Genomic DNA, 18,849 nt, shown 5'->3' with positions numbered 1-18,849 from the left:
CAATATAACGTTCTAGCACTCACAGTTGATTTCCAGACCTTAATAGAGCCGCACCTAAATTCTTAAGCGCAAACTAGTTCTTAGCTTAACCCAGAAGAGATATAGTCTAAGTAAACACCCATTTCCTTACCAGCATCAGAACCAACCAAGCTAGCGGTTACTTCCTTGATTGCTTGGATAGCTTGCACGGTAGCACCAACGGGAACTCCTAAAGAGTTGTAGGTTTCCTTCAAGCCATTTAATACACGCTCATCCAAAATGGAAGGATCGCCAGCTAACATTGCGTAGGTGGCATAGCGGAGGTAGTAATCCAAATCACGGATGCAAGCAGCATAGCGGCGGGTAGTGTACATGTTGCCGCCGGGACGGGTGATGTCAGAGTATAGCAAAGATTTTGCTACAGCTTCTTTGACGATCGCAGCAGCGTTGGCGCTGATGGTGCTAGCAGCACGTACCCGCAGTTCGCCAGTAGCGAAGTAGCCTTTTAGCTTTTGTAAAGCAGAAGCGTCTAGGTATTTACCTTGAACGTCTGCGGAGTTAATTACAGCAGTAATTGCGTCTTGAGCCATGTTGTTAATTCCTTATTTCCAACCGTATTGCAATACTTCTGTTTCGGTAGGGAAACAGCATCACCTTATAGCAGGGCGCCAACTAAGTAGTCGAAGTAGGTACCAGCTTCAGCAGCGTCATCACCAGACAGCAATGTAGCAGAGACATTCTTCAGCCCACGGATACCTTCAGCAACACCATCAATCGGAGTTCCCAATGACTTATACAGTTCACGGGCGCCGATAACACCAATTTCTTCAATCGGGGTAACATCACCAGCAACGATACCGTAGGTAACGAGGCGGAGGTAGTAATCTAGGTCACGTAGGCAAGTAGCAGTCAATTCTTGACCGTAAGCGTTTCCACCAGGAGACACAACGTCAGGACGCTTTTGGAACAGTTGATCGCCAGCTTGCTTAACCAGTCGTTCGCGATTTTCTGTCAAAACTTGAGCAATCCGCACACGGCGCTCACCACTTGCAACAAAGGATTTGATCCGATCCAATTCGCCAGGGCTGAGATAGCGGGCTTCTGCATCAGCATTCACGATAGCTTTCGTGACGATACTCATTAATGGATTCCTCCAATACGAATGAAACTAGGATTTGATTAAACTGCTACGACTTTAATTTGGTTCACTGAGTTTATTTTCTAGTTCTTTTAGATACAACAGTTTAATAACTGCTATAGCTAATGAATTAGGAGTTTTCTTGAGTCAACACAAGTACACAAGCTTTTAAACTCAGTTACCTTCCGCAAAACATTTTCCGGCATTCTGTTGAGCATTTATGACTGCTCTTAACACTTTGTAATATTGCTTTTCAGAATTCCCTATTTTAGCTGTAATTTGAGAGCAATATTACGAAAGGTTACGAAGGGATATTGGGTATTGGGCATTGAGAAGAAAATTAACTCCTCAGTCACCAATCCCCAATCCCTATTTCCTATTCAGCCGCCTGTACACTGCCGAGGTAGTTACCTGCTGGCAGAGATGGGAAGCGGTTGTAAGGCACAACATCTTCACCGAAGTAGCGGCTATATTCTGGGCTTTCGACTATTGCTTCTACAGCAGCCGACAAACCACTATCAGCTAGCAGCTTGTTATACTGGCTAATTTCTTCCTGAGTTGTGGGTGTACGCCCCAACAGGTGACGGAAGAGGAACTCAATTACCTTGGCATGAGGATAAGGTATGTGGAAGCGCTGGCGATAAATTTGGGAACTGGCTAGTTCACGCACAAACTCCCGGACGGAAATTTCACCATTCTGGAGTTTGCCCTCTAGATCAGTACGGCGGAAATTATCAGGCACTTCACCGCTAACATCCAACACTTGACAGTAAATGGCGTTGATTGCCTGTTGTCTTTCGGTTTGGTTAGTGCTCTGTGCCAGACGGTAAATGCGTGCATGTTTACGCACACCTAGCTCCACGGATTGTCCGTTACCATCGTTGTAGGAACGACCTAGTTCAGCAAATGAGGGCTGACTCTGGTTTATACCATTTGTTTGCGCTGATATATCTGCGATCGCCTGTGCCAAAAGCGGTGTATCGCTCGCTCCAACGCGGGCTTGCGCTGGTTTAAAGCTAGGCACAACTACGTCATCGTTTTGCTTAGTAAGCTGGTTGTACAGCTTCTCTGTATTCGGGAAGTTTGCCGCAGGTAAGGTTGGGAAGCGACGGTAAGGTACCGTATCTTCACCAAACACCTGGTTATATTCCACACTATCTACCAAAGCACCGATAAAAGCACGAATACCTTGAGTAGCCAAAATCTGGTTATACTTGCGGATTTCTGCTTGGTCTAATGGCGCACGTCCCAGGAAGTGTTTGGTTCCCAACTCAATCACTTTGGTGTTGGGGTAGGGTGTGTAGAACTCTTTCAGGTAGAGGTTAGAGTAACCCAAACCTTCAATAAATTCCTTCACGCTGATTTCGCCGTTCCCCAGCTTGCTTTCCCATTTTGTAAATTCGTTTTTGGCGATGTAAGGTGCAATATCCCGCTCAAAAATTTGACGATAGGCAGCGCTGATCAAAGTTTTTACCGCAACTTTATCACTGGTATTGGCCACCAGCTTGAAGATTTTGGTTTGTTCGCGTTGCTTGCTGACACCTTGGTTAATGCGGAACTGAATGTCTGGCTCTGATCGATTTTCTGTGACTGTACCCAGTGTCACAAAGCTCGGCGTTACTTCCTTCTGAACTTTCGCCGCAACATCTTCACGAATACTACCAACGCGCAATTGTCGCCCTGATACACCACCAGGAGTCAGATACCGTTCGTAAGGAATTGTATCTTCACCAAATGCTTCGCTGTATTCTACGCTGTTAATAATGGCATCAACTACCGCGTAAAAGCCTTGTTTAGCGGCGATGTCAAAGTACTTGTTGATTTCTTGACGACCATAAGTCGGACGACCCAACAAGCGGCGGTGAATATACTCGATCGCTTTACAAACATATAGCGATGACCAGTACAGATTACGGAATACATCCGACTTAGCCAGAGCACGGATAAACTCCCGCACGGATATGTCGCCGTTTTCCAGCTTGATTTCCAATACCTTCGGGCGCTGACCTTCGTAAAGATCGCGACCGAAAACTTGCAAGTAAGCAGCTTTAATCACTGCTTGCGTCGAGCTTTCAGAGAATCTGACACTAGAACCTTTGGCAGCTTTTCTACTAATAGTACCAGGCAGTTGATCTAATTTGAACACCTTGGGACCAAGGGTTCCAGGAGCTTCGCCCCGCACTTTGGGATTACTATTTTGGTTATTAATCCCTGCTCCTTGGTGAATTAGGATACGCTTGGTATCCTTGCCAAAGGGAGCCGGACTGGTGCTGGGGTTGCGAGTTTCTTTCGGGAAAATCGCCCCAAACTGAATTTCCAAGGGGTCATTCCCAGAACCGTAAGGATGTTGATCTGGTAGCGGTTGTTCGTAAGCAGCAAATGTGGTAATGAACTGAGGTATTTTGCGGAAAGGCGCACTGTAGTTAAACAGGTCTTGCTGCAGGCCCCAGTTGCGACATTCTTGTGCTTCTTGACCCAGACCCCGGAGATAGGGTACTGTTTCTTCGCCAAAATAGTCGCCGTATTCAGCAGAATCTACTAAGGCATCTACCAAGGCTGGCAGACCACCATTAGAAATAATGGAGAAGTATTTTTGTACTTCTTCGCGGCTACTTGGGCCCCGTCCCAGAATGTGACGGAAAGCTAGTTCGATGACTCGGCTGTTAATAAAAGGCTGGTAAAACTGTTTTTGGTAAAGGGGAGATTTAGCTAGACGACGGACAAACCCCTTCATGGAGATGTCGCCATTTTTTACCTTGGATTCTAGGTCAGATATGGACAAGCTATAAGCACGGGTAATATCGCGCTCAAAGATTTGCCGATATGCAGCCTTAATTACCTCATTTTTTTCGCTACTTGATAACCCAGTCTTCATCACAAACTTGGGACGCCGTTCTGCCGCATTAAAGTAAATTTGCGGTAGTTCCAACCCTTGCTGGTCGCTAGAGGGGCGTTGGCGCAGTTTATTTGAAGGTGTGGCTGCTTTGAATTCTGTTAGCAAAACATCCATGTACTGAGACACAATCTCTGTAGCCTCAGCATCATTGCGGAAAAAGGAAAGTGACCCGGCTTTGATTTCCTGCAAAGCTACTAGCGTTGCTTCACCAGAGCAGGCATTTTCAATTATTTCTCGCAAACCTCGTGTGTTCACCGCTATGATGTTGGGGTCTCCAGCAACGATCGCATAAGTAGCGTAGCGCAAGAACCAGGATAAATCCCGCAAGCTCTTGGCCATGTTGCTCGGACCATAACGGGCAATGTTAATTGGTCTGAAACCTGGAGGTGTTGGGCCACTGGGGGATGAGTTAAAGATTGATCGTAAATTTTCTAGGAACCCACCACGACTTTCAACGTAGGTTACAGTTCCCAGTTGCATCCCTTGTTGAACATTAGCACCAGCACTAACAGGTACTATTTCCACTTCTCTGGGCTTTTCTAAAAAAGCCATTGGCGAACCACCGACAAAAATCCGGTTGGCAGCTCGAGATACGATAATCTCGGCATTTTCCGTGAGCCTCTGGGAAATTTCTAGACGCTTTGCACCAGATGCAAAATAGCTTGCCAGTTCATTTAATTCACCACTTCCCAAAAAGCGGTCTTGCTGCTCGGCTTGGGTAATTGTCGCTACAGCTAGGGTTTGATATAGTTGCGGACGCGCAACTGAGCTTCCACCACTCGCCTTAACACTCATCGGATTTGTAAAACTCCCATCATAATCGTTTATGTGTTAAGTCTGGGTCGCTTTGAGGCTTGACACATTGCTGTGTCTATGCTAGATGAGCTTGAGAGTACTGCCTGCAAAACTGCCAGTAAATTAACCCAGTTAGCTTTTAGATTAGAACGTTTTGCGTTCTCAAGGCTGGTTTATTAAGAAGTGTGTAGAACCTCTATCTTGAATGTATCCAATCTCAACAATGGAAACTCTTGTTTGCCTGAGATAAAATCTAAGTTTTGTAACTCAAGTACTAGGGTAAGCACGGTCTACCGATGCCGAAAACTTCGATTTTGATAGTTTGTGGCAGTGTCCACCCGACAATTATCGCAATTTGGGCAAAATCTCAGTTGAAATAAAATTCCCTTCAGTAACATTAGTGGACAGTAGTGATTAGTCGATGTTAAGTTATTTTTGCTACTAGTGACTGAATATTAAGAAATAATGCCACCCTGGAAATAATTCTCAAATTGTCGTGGTTTAAGCATTAGCTATCAGCATTCTTTAACCGGAAAATACTATGCACAAAAGTTCTAAATTTAACTATTTATTCAATGCTACTCTGTCTGCGATCGCAGTTATTTTAGCTATCACTCCTGCAAATGCGCTCCCAGAACAAAATATTAGCACCGTTGTTAAATGGGCAAAAACTCGATCACAACTACCAACTTTGAGATACAACAGCGAAGCCCACGGTTATGAGGGTACAAAGGGAAATTTATACTTTTATGCTGATGTTACAAAGCAAAATGGGAGAGTGACCAAAGAAGGAATAACCGTTAGTGGTGACGATCGCCTCAAATTCACCACAAAAAATGTCAAAGCGGTGAAACTCTTACAAAATATTTATAATTACAACATCGCCAATGACTTCCAGAAGTCTGGGTATGTCACCAAAGTTGGTCGTGACCAGTTTTATCGTGGGCAAAAGTTTGCTTACATCACTGCTGAGGTGCAGGGTGGGTCATCATTTCAGATAATTCCCTTGAGAAATCTGCCAGAATTTATAAATAATGCCAAATATTGCCAAACTAATCAATGTGACCTTTGATTAAATGTGTTACCTGGAATTTACATAAGCATTATCAGTAAACAAAGGCACACAATCACTTACGTTGTAGGCGGCGGACAGTTCAACATCTGGCTCAAAACCTCTTTCAATCAACTCTTTACCCGAACTGCATTTTTTCAAGTATCCCAGTAAATCCTGCTGGAAAGCTTGAAATGTTGCCACAGCCACTTCGGCTTCTGGTGATAAACTACCATGAAAATAATTGAGAATTGCCCCAGCACCAATTAAATCTTCAAATGCAGGGCGGAGGCTATCATCTTCTTTCCACCTTTCACCGGCAGGAATCACAGCGATTTTATCACCATACTTTTGAGCAAACTGCGCTACAGCTTGGCAATTTCGCAAGCAACCAGCCAAAGTTGGTGTATTCCCTGTATGTAAAGTCAGAAAAGAACCATTAGGTGAGGGTAAAACTAGTCTAGTTCCAGCAGGAATCTGAGCTACCGATTTTGGCGAGAGAGAATATCCTGTTGTAGTCCAACGTTGTCTATGACTTGCTAACTCTGCTCGCACTGATTTGGCATAATCTATAACAGATTCATCTTTCATTGCGTAGGGAAAAATTATCGCGCCGTTGTTGGTGGCAATTTCCACGCAGGTAGAAAAAGAAAGAACGTCAACTATTACAATTACATCACTGATAGGAGCGAGTTGAGCAACTCCTTGGGGGCCCCATTCACAGCGTAAATCAAACTCTGATTGGTTGTAAATCATTGGAGCGATCGCTACAGTTCCAAAGACAATAGGGTAACGCACTAAATCCGGAAAAATATTGCTGTACTTTCCGCTAACGCACCATAAAAATACTTTGAGGAATAAATTCCTTACTACGCAATAATGTCAGCAGTTATAATTAAAATAACGATTAAATGGGAAAAATATGATGAATTTAACTATCCAAACTTATCCTAAAAATACAGCATCTAAGTTAAATTATGATGTCTTAATTGAAACCGAACCAGATGGCACAGTGAAAGCAACATTGTTAGGTTTACCAGACTATCAATGTTTTGGTGAGAATCAAGAAGAAGCTTTATATAATCTCATTAAGCTTTTTGAGGAACGAAACCCTAAAATATTTACTTTAGAAGGAATTTACCCTCCTAAAATCGAATCTCCTTTAATGGAAGCTGCGGAAATGTTCAACTCTGAGGGTAACGCTTGGGATGTACTAGAGGCATTAACAGGAACAGTTGAAGCACCAAGTGATTGGTCAATTCAACATAATCACTATTTGTATGGAATGCCCTAAAAATAACGATGACATAATAAAATGAATCAAGAAAGGTTGTTTTTAAATACAGTATTTATTCAGGCTATGCTCAACAAGAATGACCAATACCATCATCAATGTCTATTTGTTGATAACTAAAAACTTGAAATAAATATTATTAGCCTCCCAGTATTCTTTAGCTGAATTTAAAATATCCACTGCTATTTGGTACTGTGCCGGTTCAGCTTACGAATCAGAACAAAAAGCAAAGCAAAAAGCAACAGAAAAACACCTAATGGAAGCACAAACCACGCACTTCCCTTCATACTACCTACAATAACAAAAAAAACTCCGTCACCTAACCAGACTAACAAGAAAAATACCTCTATAGAAGTAAATAATGAAGTAGTGGTAGGTTTTATCGGTGGTTGGGTTATTACAGGTTGAGTATGAGGTGTAGAAGCTGCTGGTTGAGGAATGTTAAATTGAGTTGGCTTAGTTGACGATGAAGTAGCTGTATTGCTTGATGATGCAAGTTGCCAAATATTGATAGTTTTGTCATCACTCCCACTGGCAAGAATTTTGCCATCTGGACTGAAAGCTACAGAATTAACATAGGAGGAATGCCCCTTAAGGGTGTAGATTTCTCTTGCCGTGCTTACATCCCATAGTTTGATAGTCTTGTCATGACTCCCACTGGCAAGGGTTTTGCCATCTGGACTGAAAGCTACGGAATAAACATAGTTGAAATGCCCTTGGAGGGTATGGATTTGCGCTCCTGTTGTCACATCCCACAGTTTGATAGTCTTGTCATGACTTCCACTGGCAAGGGTTTTACCATCTGGGCTGAAGGCAACCGAACGAACCCAGTCAGAATGCGCCTGAAAAGTGCGGATTTGAACTCCTGTTGTGACATCCCACAATTTGATAGTTGTGTCATCACTCCCACTGGCAAGGGTTTTGCCATCTGGACTGAAAGCTACGGAATGAACATTAAAGGAATGCCCTTGGAGAGCGCGGATTTGCCCTCCTGTTGTCACATTCCACAGTTTGATACTCTTACTACTACTAGCAAGAGTTTTGCCATCTGGACTGAAAGCTACGGAATGAACATTAAAGGAATGCCCTTGGAGAGTGCGTATTTGCCCTTCTGTTGTCACATCCCACAGTTTGATAGTCTTGTCATCACTACCACTAGCAAGAGTTTTGCCATCTGGATTGAAAGATACGCAATTAACATAAGAGGAGTGCCCCTGAAGGGTGTAAATTTCTCTTGTGCCTAAATTCCACAATTTAATAGTCTTGTCATGACTCCCGCTAACAATGCTTCTATTATCTGGGCTGTATCCTACGGAATAAACATAATTGGAATGCCCTTGGAGGGTATGGATTTGCTCTCCTATTGCAACATTTTCTATAATTTTATCTGTGGCAAAAGCTTTAGGTAGTGAAGGTAGTGATGTTGATTCAGCAAAATCAGCTTGTTTTGGTCTAGCAAACCCAGGAAATATATCAACACCAAGTTTTGTAGAACGATCGCACCAATAACACTTACCATAAGTTCGGCTGTAGTAGTGGCTGTCTACCTTTCCACAGATAATTAACTCATTAACAGCAAGTCTGAGCGCCTTTACCCAATCCCCAGCAGTTGGGCGCAAGTTAGAATTTTTATAACCATCGTTAAAGCATCTGAGAAAACATCGCTGAACCTCTGGGTGAATAATCTCAAGAGGAATTGTCCTTTCTACAGGTTGAATCAAACTGTTTGGTGCATACAGCCATAAACCCTGACGGATAAGTTCATTAGTTTCTGGAGTTTCCCCCGCACCTATCCACTTTCCTGCAAAAGGACTTTCACCACCAAACAACAACTGATAGATAATCACTGCTAACCGGAAGCGATCGTGTATTTCCGTTTGATCAATGCTATCAAAATCTTTGCCAATCAGTTCCGGTGGTGTAAAGCCATCTGAACCAACTGAACAACGATAAACCTTATTATTTTTCGGATTCCGAACTTGAAAAGAGTCAGTATCAATAATTGAAGGTAAGGCGCGATCGTTTACAAGAATATTTTGCGGCTTGATGTCACCTAAAACATAGCCAGAAATGTGAATTGCTTCAATAATTGAGGCGATATTCAGTGCCGTTGTGTGGAGAAAACGCCAATCAACTTCAAGCTTCAAAGCCTTTCTTTGCTTAGGGTTGTATACATTAATAAGTTCTTTTCCTTCCTTAATTTCTGGTATCAAAAAGCCCACGCAATTAGCCTGAGTATCTTTCAGTACCGACTTAGGCCAAGCAAAAGAAATATGATTGAGATGAGAGTTTGGCTCTTTGGGACGGTGCGCTATCATCACCGCCAACTTTTGCACACGTTCAGGAGTTGGCGAGTGATAAATTTTTGCTAAGTAACCATTGTGATTAGTTCGCAAAACCTTACCTTCACCACTATTAGCTATTGGTTCACCCAGCAGAGTAATCGATTTTCCCGTACTGGCACAGGTGAGAACTGTCATCGAATTTTACTCTCTATCAAACAAGCACAAAAGTAAGGTTTTATCATCGTCAGTGCGAGAATTTAGCCGTTCAGAGTTAAGAAATTCTATCAGATATTTATCCTCCTTTGGATTAACACTTTCATGCAAGTATTCCTCCAAAGGTTTAAAGAAAGGTAAGAAAGGTTTCCAGTCGCTCAAGCGAATTGCTACTTTTTCCAGTCCATCAGTGGAAGCACAAATAAACTCTTGTTTTTTGGGAATGACCTTTACCCGCATGTCTTTTAGTGCATTTGTTGAGGTAATAAAAGTTGTTTCATTAGCAAACTCACCTTTATCTGGCTGAAACAACAGTTCATATTCTGACTCTTGGGAACGCCTTACAATAAATCCATCCCCAATTTGCATTGCTGCAACCCAGTCAGGAGTTGCCACGAAAACCAACAATGTACAAGCTAAATCATTGACAGAATAATCTCTTTTGGCTGCTTGCTTGCCTAACTCAACAATTACCTTTTTTACAGTTTTAGTAAATAATTTATCGGCTTCCGTTTGCGAAAATTCTTGAGAAATATTTTGCCAACAGCGTTTGCGCTTCTGAAGATATTCACTAATTCTTCCCAGATATTTGATTACCGTTTCTACCGCCAACTTAGAACCAACATCAGAATATTTAGCACTACCAGCACCATCAGCAACAGCGCCTACAATCACATCATCAAAGATGCAATATTTTCCATAATCTTGACAAACTATCCCCTGTTTTTGATGACTCGTTCCAATCGCAGAACGTGCAACAGCTTTCCACTTCACAAAATTTCCTCTAACTAGTAATTTGACCCCATCCCATAGCTGGTAAAGCTACAGCTTGCCCCACTTTGCCACTAGAAACCCGTTTCATCGAAGCAGAAAGCCAGACAAACATCTCACGAAAATCTAAGCCATTTAGCGTAACTGGTGGACGTTCAGGTGGAGAAATTTGTTTGAGGATATTCATATCAGCACCCTTTACACCAACCGCAAAAAATGAAAGTCGGCTTTGTGCTTCTGCTTCTCTCAATCTTTGCGCGGCTGATTGCCAGGAGTCAGTTGGCGCGCCGTCTGTAATCAAAAACACCCAAGGGCGATAATAAAGAATACCGTTGTCTTTATAAGTCTGTTTCCGGCTCTCTAGAAAATCCAAGGCATACTCAATCGCCGCACCCATTGGGGTAACACCATCTACTTCCAATGTAGGCGGTGTAAATTGGTCAATCGTCACAAAGTCTTGTATTAGTTTAACTATAGGGCCAAATGTAATCATGGCCACTTCTACACTCAGCGATGCTTGGGAATCTTTTAGTACATCTGCTTTGAAAGCAGCAAGTCCTCGATTTAACTCTTGGATAGGCTGACCTGACATAGAGCCAGAAGTATCGAGTAACAGAATTACAGGGCAACGATTTTCTGGATTTTCAACGAATTCAGGCATTCCTACAGCCATTGAATACTCCTGATTAAGTAAATTATTATACAAAAATACAATTAAATTTTATTAGCTAATAAATACTTAAACACTAGTGTTTTTACTGAAACAACTTTCCTGCTTAAAATATATGGGCTGATGGCGATCATAATTAACTGTATACCTGAAGGACATTGTTTTATGGAAGGAATAAATTACTCTCAAATTATTGAAGATATTCTAAATAACCATTCGGCAAATGACATAGCTAATGACACAGACCTTCATTTGTTGTTTGATGCAGAACGCCATCATTATCAAGTCTTAAATATTGGCTGAAAAGAACAACGGAGAATTTATGGAGTTATCATTCATGTTGATATAAAAAACAAAAAAAATTGGATATAAAGAGATAGTACAGAAATCGGTATTGCGAATGAATTAATTGCTCCTGGAGTACCTAAAGAAGATATTGTATTAGGATTTAATGCTACTTATAAACACGAATTTACTGACTTTGCTGTTGGATAAATAGCAGTAAATAAGCAATAGTAATCTTTGCTCTAATCAGCCACTATCCGCTAAACTCAGAAATGCTGCGTTATTCCTCATCATGTCCGATTCCCAAACTGTCAGTGCTGCTGTTGCCAAACTCTACAATACCTACCCTTTTCCGCCGGAAGCCCTATTGGATGAACCACCTCCAGGCTACAACTGGCGCTGGAATTGGCTAGCCGCTCATAACTTCTGCACGGGTCAAAAACCCCAAAAGCAAGATATTCGCATTTTAGATGCAGGTTGCGGTACAGGGGTGAGTACGGAGTACCTGGTTCACCTCAATCCCCAGGCTTCTGTTGTGGGAATTGACCTCAGTACAGGCGCTTTGGCTGTAGCAAAAGAACGTTGTCAGCGTTCAGGGGCTACCCGTGTTGAATTTCATCACCTCAGTTTGTTTGATGTGGAACAGTTACCGGGTGAGTTTGATTTAATTAACTGCGTTGGCGTTTTGCATCATACGCTTGATCCAATTCGCGGTATTCAAGCTTTGGCGAAAAAGTTAGCCCCAGGCGGCTTAATGCACATTTTTGTGTATGGGGAGTTGGGGCGCTGGGAAATTCAACTCATGCAAAAAGCGATCGCCCTTCTTCAAGGTGACAAAAAAGGCGACTATCGTGATGGTGTCCAAGTCGGGCGACAAATATTTTCTTCTTTACCAGAAACTAACCGAATTGTCAAATCCGAAAAGCAGCGTTGGTCATTAGAAAACCACAAGGATGAACACTTTGCCGATATGTACGTTCACCCCCAGGAAATTGACTATAACATTCAGACGCTATTTGAATTAATAGATGCTTCGGGATTGGAGTTTATTGGTTTCTCGAATCCGAGTTTCTGGGATTTAGAGAGACTTTTGGGCAAAGCACCAGAGTTAGTAGAACGAGCAAAAGAATTGAGCGATCGCCAGCTTTATCGTCTGATAGAATTATTAGATCCAGAAGTAACTCATTACGAGTTTTTCCTGGGTCGTCCTCCTTCAATTAAGTCGGAGTGGTCAGACGATAACGCCCTATTGGCAGCTATTCCCGAACTTAATCCTTGTATTGAAGGATTTCCCAGTCAATGTTTTTTTAATTACGATTACCAGATTGTTAATTTATCTGTAGCAGAGTTTGAATTTATGCAAAAATGTGATGCTAATTCTACAGTTGCAGAGATTTTGGCAGGTGTGCAACTGGAATTAGATCAGCTAAGAAAACTTCTTCAGCAGCAGCTGATTTTATTGACACCTGCTTAATCGCACTCCAATTCGATACTGGGTTAACATAAACAATTTATACTCATGGTGATGAGCGATCGCCCATCACCACTTTTGGCAAATTAATGTAGATTAGGAAAGTGCCCAACAAACGGGGTATTGTACATCCCAAAAGTTTGAGTTTTTTGGAATTCAGCAGTGGTGCAATGATTTAATGACAAGCCGCTACTCTACGATTTCTGATTTGCGGTAGGCTCATACACTCCTCAAGCACCAGTTGATTTTATTGATACCGACTTAATTCAAACACCAAGATGCTATGTAACGACATTGGAGAAGAATTATTCACTCAAAAAAGCTGAAATTGTCAGAAATTTTGAATTTTCAGGTAGCGATTATTGATTATTTAGCCCCACAGTCCCTCACCTCATCAGCCGCTCTCTCACTTTTGGGAGCGTGATTTTACTGACTGTCTAACGTTGCCAAGAAGTTAATTGTTTTTTCCTAAAGTATTGTTACCGGATCGTGATATGATTCATCTGACTGAATGTGCAGTCATAATGTTTAGCTGTACTGGTTTCAAGTCTCGTGAGCTTGTCAGACGAATCAATTGCGCCCACTCCGACAACGCAACAAGATGCTAAAACTGTTTCTGAAGATACAGAATCAGATAACTCCATGCAAGAGTTCTATCAACTCTTCCAGCGGTTGTTGGTAATCACGCTTGTCTTGACGGGGGTTATTTTTATCTCTGTGTGGATCTTTTATTCCTTGAACATTGCTCTTAATTATTTAATTGGGGCGTGTACAGGTGTGGTTTACTTAAAAATGCTGGCTAGAGACGTTGAGCAGCTTGGTAGTGAAAAAACCAGTTTGAGCAAAACTCGTTTTGCTCTATTTATGGGAGTGATCGTCGTGGCAACTCAATGGCGTGAGCTACAGATTCTGCCCATATTTTTGGGATTTTTAACTTACAAAGCCACGCTCCTGGTTTATATGGTGCAAATTGCGTTCATTCCTGATTCTTGAAAAGTCAGGCTCACAAAGATAGTAATCCCATCCTCGCTCGTTGGGGAAAATGCTTGAAGAATGCAAATGCTTAGTGTCTTAAACGCCTTTAGTTCTTTTCCCCTCGCCGCATTAGAAGTAGGTCATCATTTCTATTGGCAATTGGGCAATCTTAAAATTCATGGGCAAGTTTTTCTTACCTCATGGTTTGTGATTAGCATTTTAGTAGTGGCTTCTATTGCTGCTACTCGCAACGCACAAAGAATTCCCAAGGGCATCCAAAATTTGATGGAATACGCCCTAGAATTTATCCGGGATTTGGCAAAAAACCAACTTGGTGAGAAAGAGTACCGCCCTTGGGTGCCATTTATTGGCACATTGTTCTTGTTTATTTTCGTATCGAACTGGTCAGGTGCGCTAATTCCCTGGAAGCTGATCAAGCTACCTTCAGGCGAATTGGCAGCTCCTACCAATGACATCAATACGACTGTTGCATTGGCACTGCTAACCTCCTTAGCGTACTTTTACGCAGGTTTTAGCAAACGGGGTTTGGGCTACTTTAAGAAGTATATAGAGCCAACACCTATTCTATTGCCGATCGCAATTCTCGAAGATTTCACCAAGCCCCTCTCCCTAAGCTTCCGTCTATTTGGTAATATTTTGGCGGATGAACTGGTAGTTGCGGTATTGGTGCTGCTAGTTCCTCTATTTGTACCTCTGCCTGTAATGGCCTTAGGTTTATTTACCAGTGCTATTCAAGCCCTGGTTTTTGCCACCCTAGCCGGAGCATACATTCATGAGGCCATGGAGGGACATGGTGGGGAAGAACATGAGGAGCATTAAACTTCTCAGTTGATAGCACAGTTCCAAGAGCATTTTCGCTCAAAACATCGCAAAGCGCGATCTGAAGAACTCGGTGCAGCGTGAAAAACACGTCTCTAATCGTTAACGTAATGTCTGTTAGTTTTGTAATCAAAGCAAGGAAAATCAACATGGATCCATTAGTGCAGGCTGCTTCAGTTCTCGCTGCTGCTTTAGCGATTGGTTTAGCTGCAATTGGCCCTGGTATTGGTCAAGGAAATGCTGCTGGACAAGCAGTAGAAGGTATTGCCCGTCAACCTGAAGCAGAAGGAAAAATTCGCGGTACTCTGCTATTAACCTTGGCATTCATGGAATCCTTGACTATCTATGGTCTAGTGATTGCCCTGGTATTGCTGTTTGCTAATCCCTTCAGCTAATACCTTAAAGTTTTTGTGAGTGTGGAGTCGTGAGTGATCACGCCTCTACAATCGAAATATTTTGGGTATCTTAATAGTTCTAATGTTCAATTAACTACTGATTTTGGATTTTGGATTTTGGATTATCAAGAGTTTTCGGTACATGCCCCTGAGCTATGCCTGCTCTAAAATCTAAAAGACGCTTCTACGTCGCTAACCCTACGCTATCGTCAATCTAAAGTCCAAAATTACTTGACCCTTGTTGGCTATGGGTTTCTAAAATATGAAAGGTTGGATGATGTTGCTAGCCATGAAAACTGCTACTCCAGCCAAAGAGGAGAGAAATGTTTGATTTCGATGCTACCTTGCCCTTCATGGCATTGCAATTCCTGCTATTGGCAGCCTTGTTGAATGCAATTTTTTATAAGCCACTGACCAAGGTATTAGACGATCGCGATAATTATATCCGAACGAATACCCTTGAGGCGCGGGAGAGCTTGGCTAAAGCCGAGCGCTTGGCTACTGAATATGAGCAGCAACTCGCAGAAGCTCGCAAACAATCGCAAGCTACCCTAGAAGCAGCTCAACTTGAAGCTAAGAAAATTACTTCCGAGAAAATAGCTGAGGCCCAAAAGGAAGCTCAGTCTCAACGAGAACAAGCTGCTGTTGAAATAGAACAACAAAAGCAGGAAGCTTTTCGCACCTTAGAGCAACAAGTTGATGCTCTCAGCAGGCAGATTCTAGAAAAACTATTGGGGCCAACTCCAGTTAGATAAGCTAACAAGACTGGTTCTGTAAAAGCATACGCGCAACTGGTCCCTAGTCCAGAGCGCTTAATTAAGTGTCAAAAAAAGGCACTTTTTCCCCTTCGGAGGAAAGATACTTAATTTCCTTACGGGGAAAAGATACTGGAATTTCCCTACGGGAAAATACAACGTATTAGCAAGCAAGCAGCGCACTTGTAAATGGGTATCATGGGGACATTGTTATTACTTGCCGCAGAAGCGAACGCTGTTCACTCTGAATTGGCAGAAGGCGCAGCAGAAGGTGGTTTCGGTCTAAACCTAGACATTTTTGAAACCAATCTGATCAATCTAGCGATTCTAGTTGGCATATTATTCTACTTCGGACGTAAAGTTTTAAGCAATATCCTGAACGAGCGACAATCCAATATTGCCACCGCAATTCAGGAAGCAGAAGGGCGCTTAAAAGAGGCAAAGACTGCTCTTTCCCAAGCGCAAGAACAGTTGAAACAATCTCAGGCAGAGGCACAACGCATCCGCCAATCTGCCACAGAAAACGCCCAAAAGGCGAAAGAAGACTTGTTGGCGAAGGCAGTGCAAGACGTAGAACGCTTGAAACAAACAGCAGCAGCAGATTTAAACACTGAAACCGAGCGAGCGATCGCTCAACTGCGGCAACGGGTAGCTACTCTAGCATTGCAAAAAGTCGAATCGCAACTCAAAGGCGGGATTGCCGACGATGCTCAACAAGGTTTAATTGACCGCAGCATCGCACAACTCGGAGGCAATGTATGACAAGCAAAGTAGCAACAACTGAAGTAGCCCAGCCCTACGCACAGGCACTTTTGTCAATAGCGCAATCGAAAAATTTGACAGAAGAGTTCGGGGAAGATGCGCGGACTTTCCTGGGTTTGCTCAGGGCAGACAAACAGCTACAAAACTTTTTCAGCAACCCGTTTATTCAGTCTGAGAACAAAAAAGCTCTGATAAAACAAATATTCGGTGAAGGCGCTAACCCCTACTTACGCAATTTTTTGCTAATCTTAGTAGACAAACGCCGCATTGCATTCTTGGAATCGATTTTTGAACAGTATCTGGCGCTGTTGCGGCAGCTGAATAAAACCGTATTAGCGGAAGTAATTTCAGCCATTCCCCTCACAGAAGCTCAACAGCAGGCAATTACAGAAAAAGTGATTGCTATAACTAATGCTCGCCAGGTAGAAATAGAAACCAAGGTAGACAGTGAGTTAATTGGTGGTGTAATCATTAAAGTAGGTTCGCAGGTAATTGATGCCAGTATCCGGGGTCAGTTGCGCCGCCTTTCATTACGCTTAACTAATAGCTAGAAAGTTAGAAGTAGAGACGCGATTAATCGCGCCTCTACAGGGGTTAGGAGTTAGGAGTTAAGTAAACAGTAATTTATTTTGACTTTTAACTTTTAACCTTTGCTTTTTTAACTCATCACTCCTAACTATTGAATTTTTCCGTCTCGAAAGCAAAAAAGATAGACACATGAGCATATCAATTAGACCTGACGAAATTAGCAGCATAATCCAACAACAAATCGAGCAATACGATCAAGAGGTCAAAGTTGCTAACGTTGGTACTGTCCTACAAGTTGGTGACGGTATTGCCCGGATCTATGGTCTCGAAAAGGCTATGGCGGGGGAACTCTTAGAATTTGAAGACGGTACAATTGGCATCGCCCAGAACTTGGAAGAAGACAATGTGGGCGCGGTGCTTATGGGTGAAGGGATAGAAATTCAAGAAGGTAGCTCTGTAACTGCGACTGGTAGAATTGCCCAGGTGCCTGTAGGAGAAGCCTTGATTGGACGAGTTGTAGACGCCTTGGGTCGTCCCATTGATGGAAAGGGAGACATCAAATCCTCAGAAAGCCGTTTGATTGAATCTCCAGCACCTGGTATCATTGAGCGTCGGTCTGTACACGAACCCATGCAAACGGGGATTACAGCTATTGACTCAATGATTCCCATCGGTCGTGGTCAGCGCGAATTGATTATTGGTGACCGCCAAACTGGTAAAACTGCGATCGCAATCGACACCATCATCAACCAGAAAGAAGAAGATGTAGTTTGTGTCTACGTTGCGATCGGTCAAAAGGCTTCCACAGTCGCTAACGTGGTGCAGACATTGCAAGAAAAAGGCGCGATGGATTACACCGTTGTCGTCGCCGCTAGCGCCAGTGAACCAGCAACCCTACAATACCTAGCTCCTTACACAGGCGCAACTATTGCTGAGTACTTCATGTACAAGGGTAAAGCTACCCTTGTTATTTACGATGACCTCTCCAAGCAAGCCCAAGCTTATCGCCAAATGTCCCTGTTGCTACGTCGTCCACCCGGACGCGAAGCTTACCCTGGAGATGTATTCTACATCCACTCCCGCTTGTTAGAAAGAGCAGCAAAGCTGAGTGACGAATTAGGTAAAGGCAGTATGACCGCCCTACCAATCATCGAAACCCAAGCTGGTGACGTTTCAGCATACATCCCCACCAACGTAATTTCTATTACCGATGGTCAGATATTCCTGTCTTCTGACTTGTTTAACGCTGGTATCCGTCCGGCTGTAAACCCTGGTATTTCAGTATCCCGTGTGGGATCTGCGGCTCAAACCAAGGCAATGAAGAAAGTTGCCGGTAAAATTAAATTGGAATTAGCCCAATTTGACGATTTGCAAGCCTTCGCGCAATTTGCTTCTGACTTAGATAAAACCACTCAAGACCAGTTGGCACGGGGTCAACGGTTGCGCGAACTCCTCAAGCAGCCACAAAATTCGCCACTTTCAGTATATGAACAAGTGGCAATTTTGTATGCAGGTATTAATGGTTACTTGGATGACGTTCCTGTAGATAAAGTCACCACCTTTACCCAAGGTCTGCGGGAGTACTTAAAGACTGGTAAACCGCAGTATGTGCAAGGAGTACAAGGCTCTAAAGCACTAGGTGATGCAGAAGAAGTTGCCTTAAAGGAAGCACTCACCGAATACAAGAAGACCTTCAAAGCTACAGCGTAATTAAAGTTAGGAGTGAAGAGTTAAAAGTTAAAAGTT

16 protein-coding genes and 2 pseudogenes are annotated in these 18,849 nt (G+C 42.8%); 11 read left to right on the top strand and 7 right to left on the bottom strand.

Annotated features, from left to right (window positions below; all coding sequences use genetic code 11):
- Positions 1–80 precede the first annotated feature (80 nt).
- From apcB to V7K35_RS20995, 3 genes and pseudogenes are all read right to left on the bottom strand, one after another.
- Positions 81–569 carry an allophycocyanin subunit beta gene (gene apcB, locus V7K35_RS21005; protein WP_094349822.1) on the bottom strand — a complete coding sequence of 163 codons (489 nt, stop codon included), beginning with the start codon at positions 567–569 and terminating at the stop codon, positions 81–83.
- 65 nt (positions 570–634) lie between these two features.
- Positions 635–1,120 (bottom strand): allophycocyanin subunit alpha, encoded by a 486-nt coding sequence (gene apcA / locus V7K35_RS21000; protein ID WP_335081252.1) that lies wholly within the window; start codon positions 1,118–1,120, stop codon positions 635–637.
- A gap of 379 nt (positions 1,121–1,499) precedes the next feature.
- Positions 1,500–4,808: pseudogene (locus V7K35_RS20995) on the bottom strand (phycobilisome rod-core linker polypeptide); the annotation flags it as partial.
- A gap of 541 nt (positions 4,809–5,349) precedes the next feature.
- Between V7K35_RS20995 and V7K35_RS20990 the strand changes: the two are divergent.
- Complete coding sequence (locus tag V7K35_RS20990) at positions 5,350–5,880, top strand: hypothetical protein (protein WP_335081250.1); 531 nt, start codon at positions 5,350–5,352, stop codon at positions 5,878–5,880.
- 9 nt (positions 5,881–5,889) lie between these two features.
- Here V7K35_RS20990 and V7K35_RS20985 read toward each other — a convergent pair whose 3' ends face one another.
- Complete coding sequence (locus V7K35_RS20985) at positions 5,890–6,657, bottom strand: 2-phosphosulfolactate phosphatase (protein ID WP_335081248.1); 768 nt, start codon at positions 6,655–6,657, stop codon at positions 5,890–5,892.
- Positions 6,658–6,781: 124 nt separating this feature from the next.
- On the opposite strand from V7K35_RS20985, the gene V7K35_RS20980 reads away from it, so the two are divergent.
- On the top strand, positions 6,782–7,153 hold the full coding sequence (locus V7K35_RS20980; RefSeq protein WP_335081246.1) for a hypothetical protein: 372 nt from the start codon (positions 6,782–6,784) through the stop codon (positions 7,151–7,153).
- Between the two features lie 182 nt (positions 7,154–7,335).
- Here V7K35_RS20980 and V7K35_RS20975 read toward each other — a convergent pair whose 3' ends face one another.
- The 3 genes from V7K35_RS20975 to V7K35_RS20965 are packed head-to-tail and all read right to left on the bottom strand — an operon-like array spanning position 7,336 to position 11,095.
- Positions 7,336–9,633, bottom strand: coding sequence for a protein kinase domain-containing protein (locus tag V7K35_RS20975; protein WP_335081244.1), 2,298 nt, complete (start codon positions 9,631–9,633; stop codon positions 7,336–7,338).
- 6 nt (positions 9,634–9,639) lie between these two features.
- Positions 9,640–10,425 carry a PP2C family serine/threonine-protein phosphatase gene (locus V7K35_RS20970; RefSeq protein ID WP_335081242.1) on the bottom strand — a complete coding sequence of 262 codons (786 nt, stop codon included), beginning with the start codon at positions 10,423–10,425 and terminating at the stop codon, positions 9,640–9,642.
- Positions 10,426–10,435: 10 nt separating this feature from the next.
- Entirely contained in the window at positions 10,436–11,095 is a 660-nt protein-coding gene (locus V7K35_RS20965; RefSeq protein ID WP_335081240.1) for a vWA domain-containing protein, read from the bottom strand.
- Positions 11,096–11,215: 120 nt separating this feature from the next.
- Here V7K35_RS20965 and V7K35_RS20960 point away from each other — a divergent pair.
- The 9 genes and pseudogenes from V7K35_RS20960 (at position 11,216) to atpA (ending at position 18,813) form a co-directional block, all read left to right on the top strand.
- Positions 11,216–11,587, top strand: a pseudogene (locus V7K35_RS20960) (XisI protein).
- Positions 11,588–11,669: 82 nt separating this feature from the next.
- Complete coding sequence (locus V7K35_RS20955) at positions 11,670–12,851, top strand: class I SAM-dependent methyltransferase (protein WP_335081238.1); 1,182 nt, start codon at positions 11,670–11,672, stop codon at positions 12,849–12,851.
- Positions 12,852–13,400: 549 nt separating this feature from the next.
- Positions 13,401–13,841 (top strand): ATP synthase subunit I, encoded by a 441-nt coding sequence (locus V7K35_RS20950; RefSeq protein WP_334726274.1) that lies wholly within the window; start codon positions 13,401–13,403, stop codon positions 13,839–13,841.
- Between the two features lie 60 nt (positions 13,842–13,901).
- On the top strand, positions 13,902–14,663 hold the full coding sequence (gene atpB / locus V7K35_RS20945; protein ID WP_334726275.1) for a F0F1 ATP synthase subunit A: 762 nt from the start codon (positions 13,902–13,904) through the stop codon (positions 14,661–14,663).
- A 149-nt stretch (positions 14,664–14,812) separates the two neighbouring features.
- Positions 14,813–15,058: an ATP synthase F0 subunit C gene (atpE, locus tag V7K35_RS20940; RefSeq protein WP_251959337.1), complete on the top strand. Its 246-nt coding sequence runs from the start codon at positions 14,813–14,815 to the stop codon at positions 15,056–15,058.
- A gap of 323 nt (positions 15,059–15,381) precedes the next feature.
- Positions 15,382–15,813, top strand: a complete 432-nt coding sequence (locus V7K35_RS20935; protein WP_335081235.1) for a F0F1 ATP synthase subunit B' — start codon at positions 15,382–15,384, stop codon at positions 15,811–15,813.
- A gap of 189 nt (positions 15,814–16,002) precedes the next feature.
- On the top strand, positions 16,003–16,575 hold the full coding sequence (locus V7K35_RS20930; RefSeq protein ID WP_334726276.1) for a F0F1 ATP synthase subunit B: 573 nt from the start codon (positions 16,003–16,005) through the stop codon (positions 16,573–16,575).
- Positions 16,572–17,126: an ATP synthase F1 subunit delta gene (gene atpH, locus V7K35_RS20925; RefSeq protein ID WP_334792457.1), complete on the top strand. Its 555-nt coding sequence runs from the start codon at positions 16,572–16,574 to the stop codon at positions 17,124–17,126. Before V7K35_RS20930 ends, atpH begins: the two co-directional genes overlap by 4 nt.
- A 166-nt stretch (positions 17,127–17,292) precedes the next feature.
- Positions 17,293–18,813 (top strand): F0F1 ATP synthase subunit alpha, encoded by a 1,521-nt coding sequence (gene atpA, locus V7K35_RS20920; protein WP_335081232.1) that lies wholly within the window; start codon positions 17,293–17,295, stop codon positions 18,811–18,813.
- Positions 18,814–18,849 lie beyond the last annotated feature (36 nt).

This window comes from Nostoc sp., from assembly GCF_036917275.1.
Lineage (GTDB): Bacteria > Cyanobacteriota > Cyanobacteriia > Cyanobacteriales > Nostocaceae > Nostoc.
This window is presented reverse-complemented; position numbering and strand designations above follow the sequence as displayed.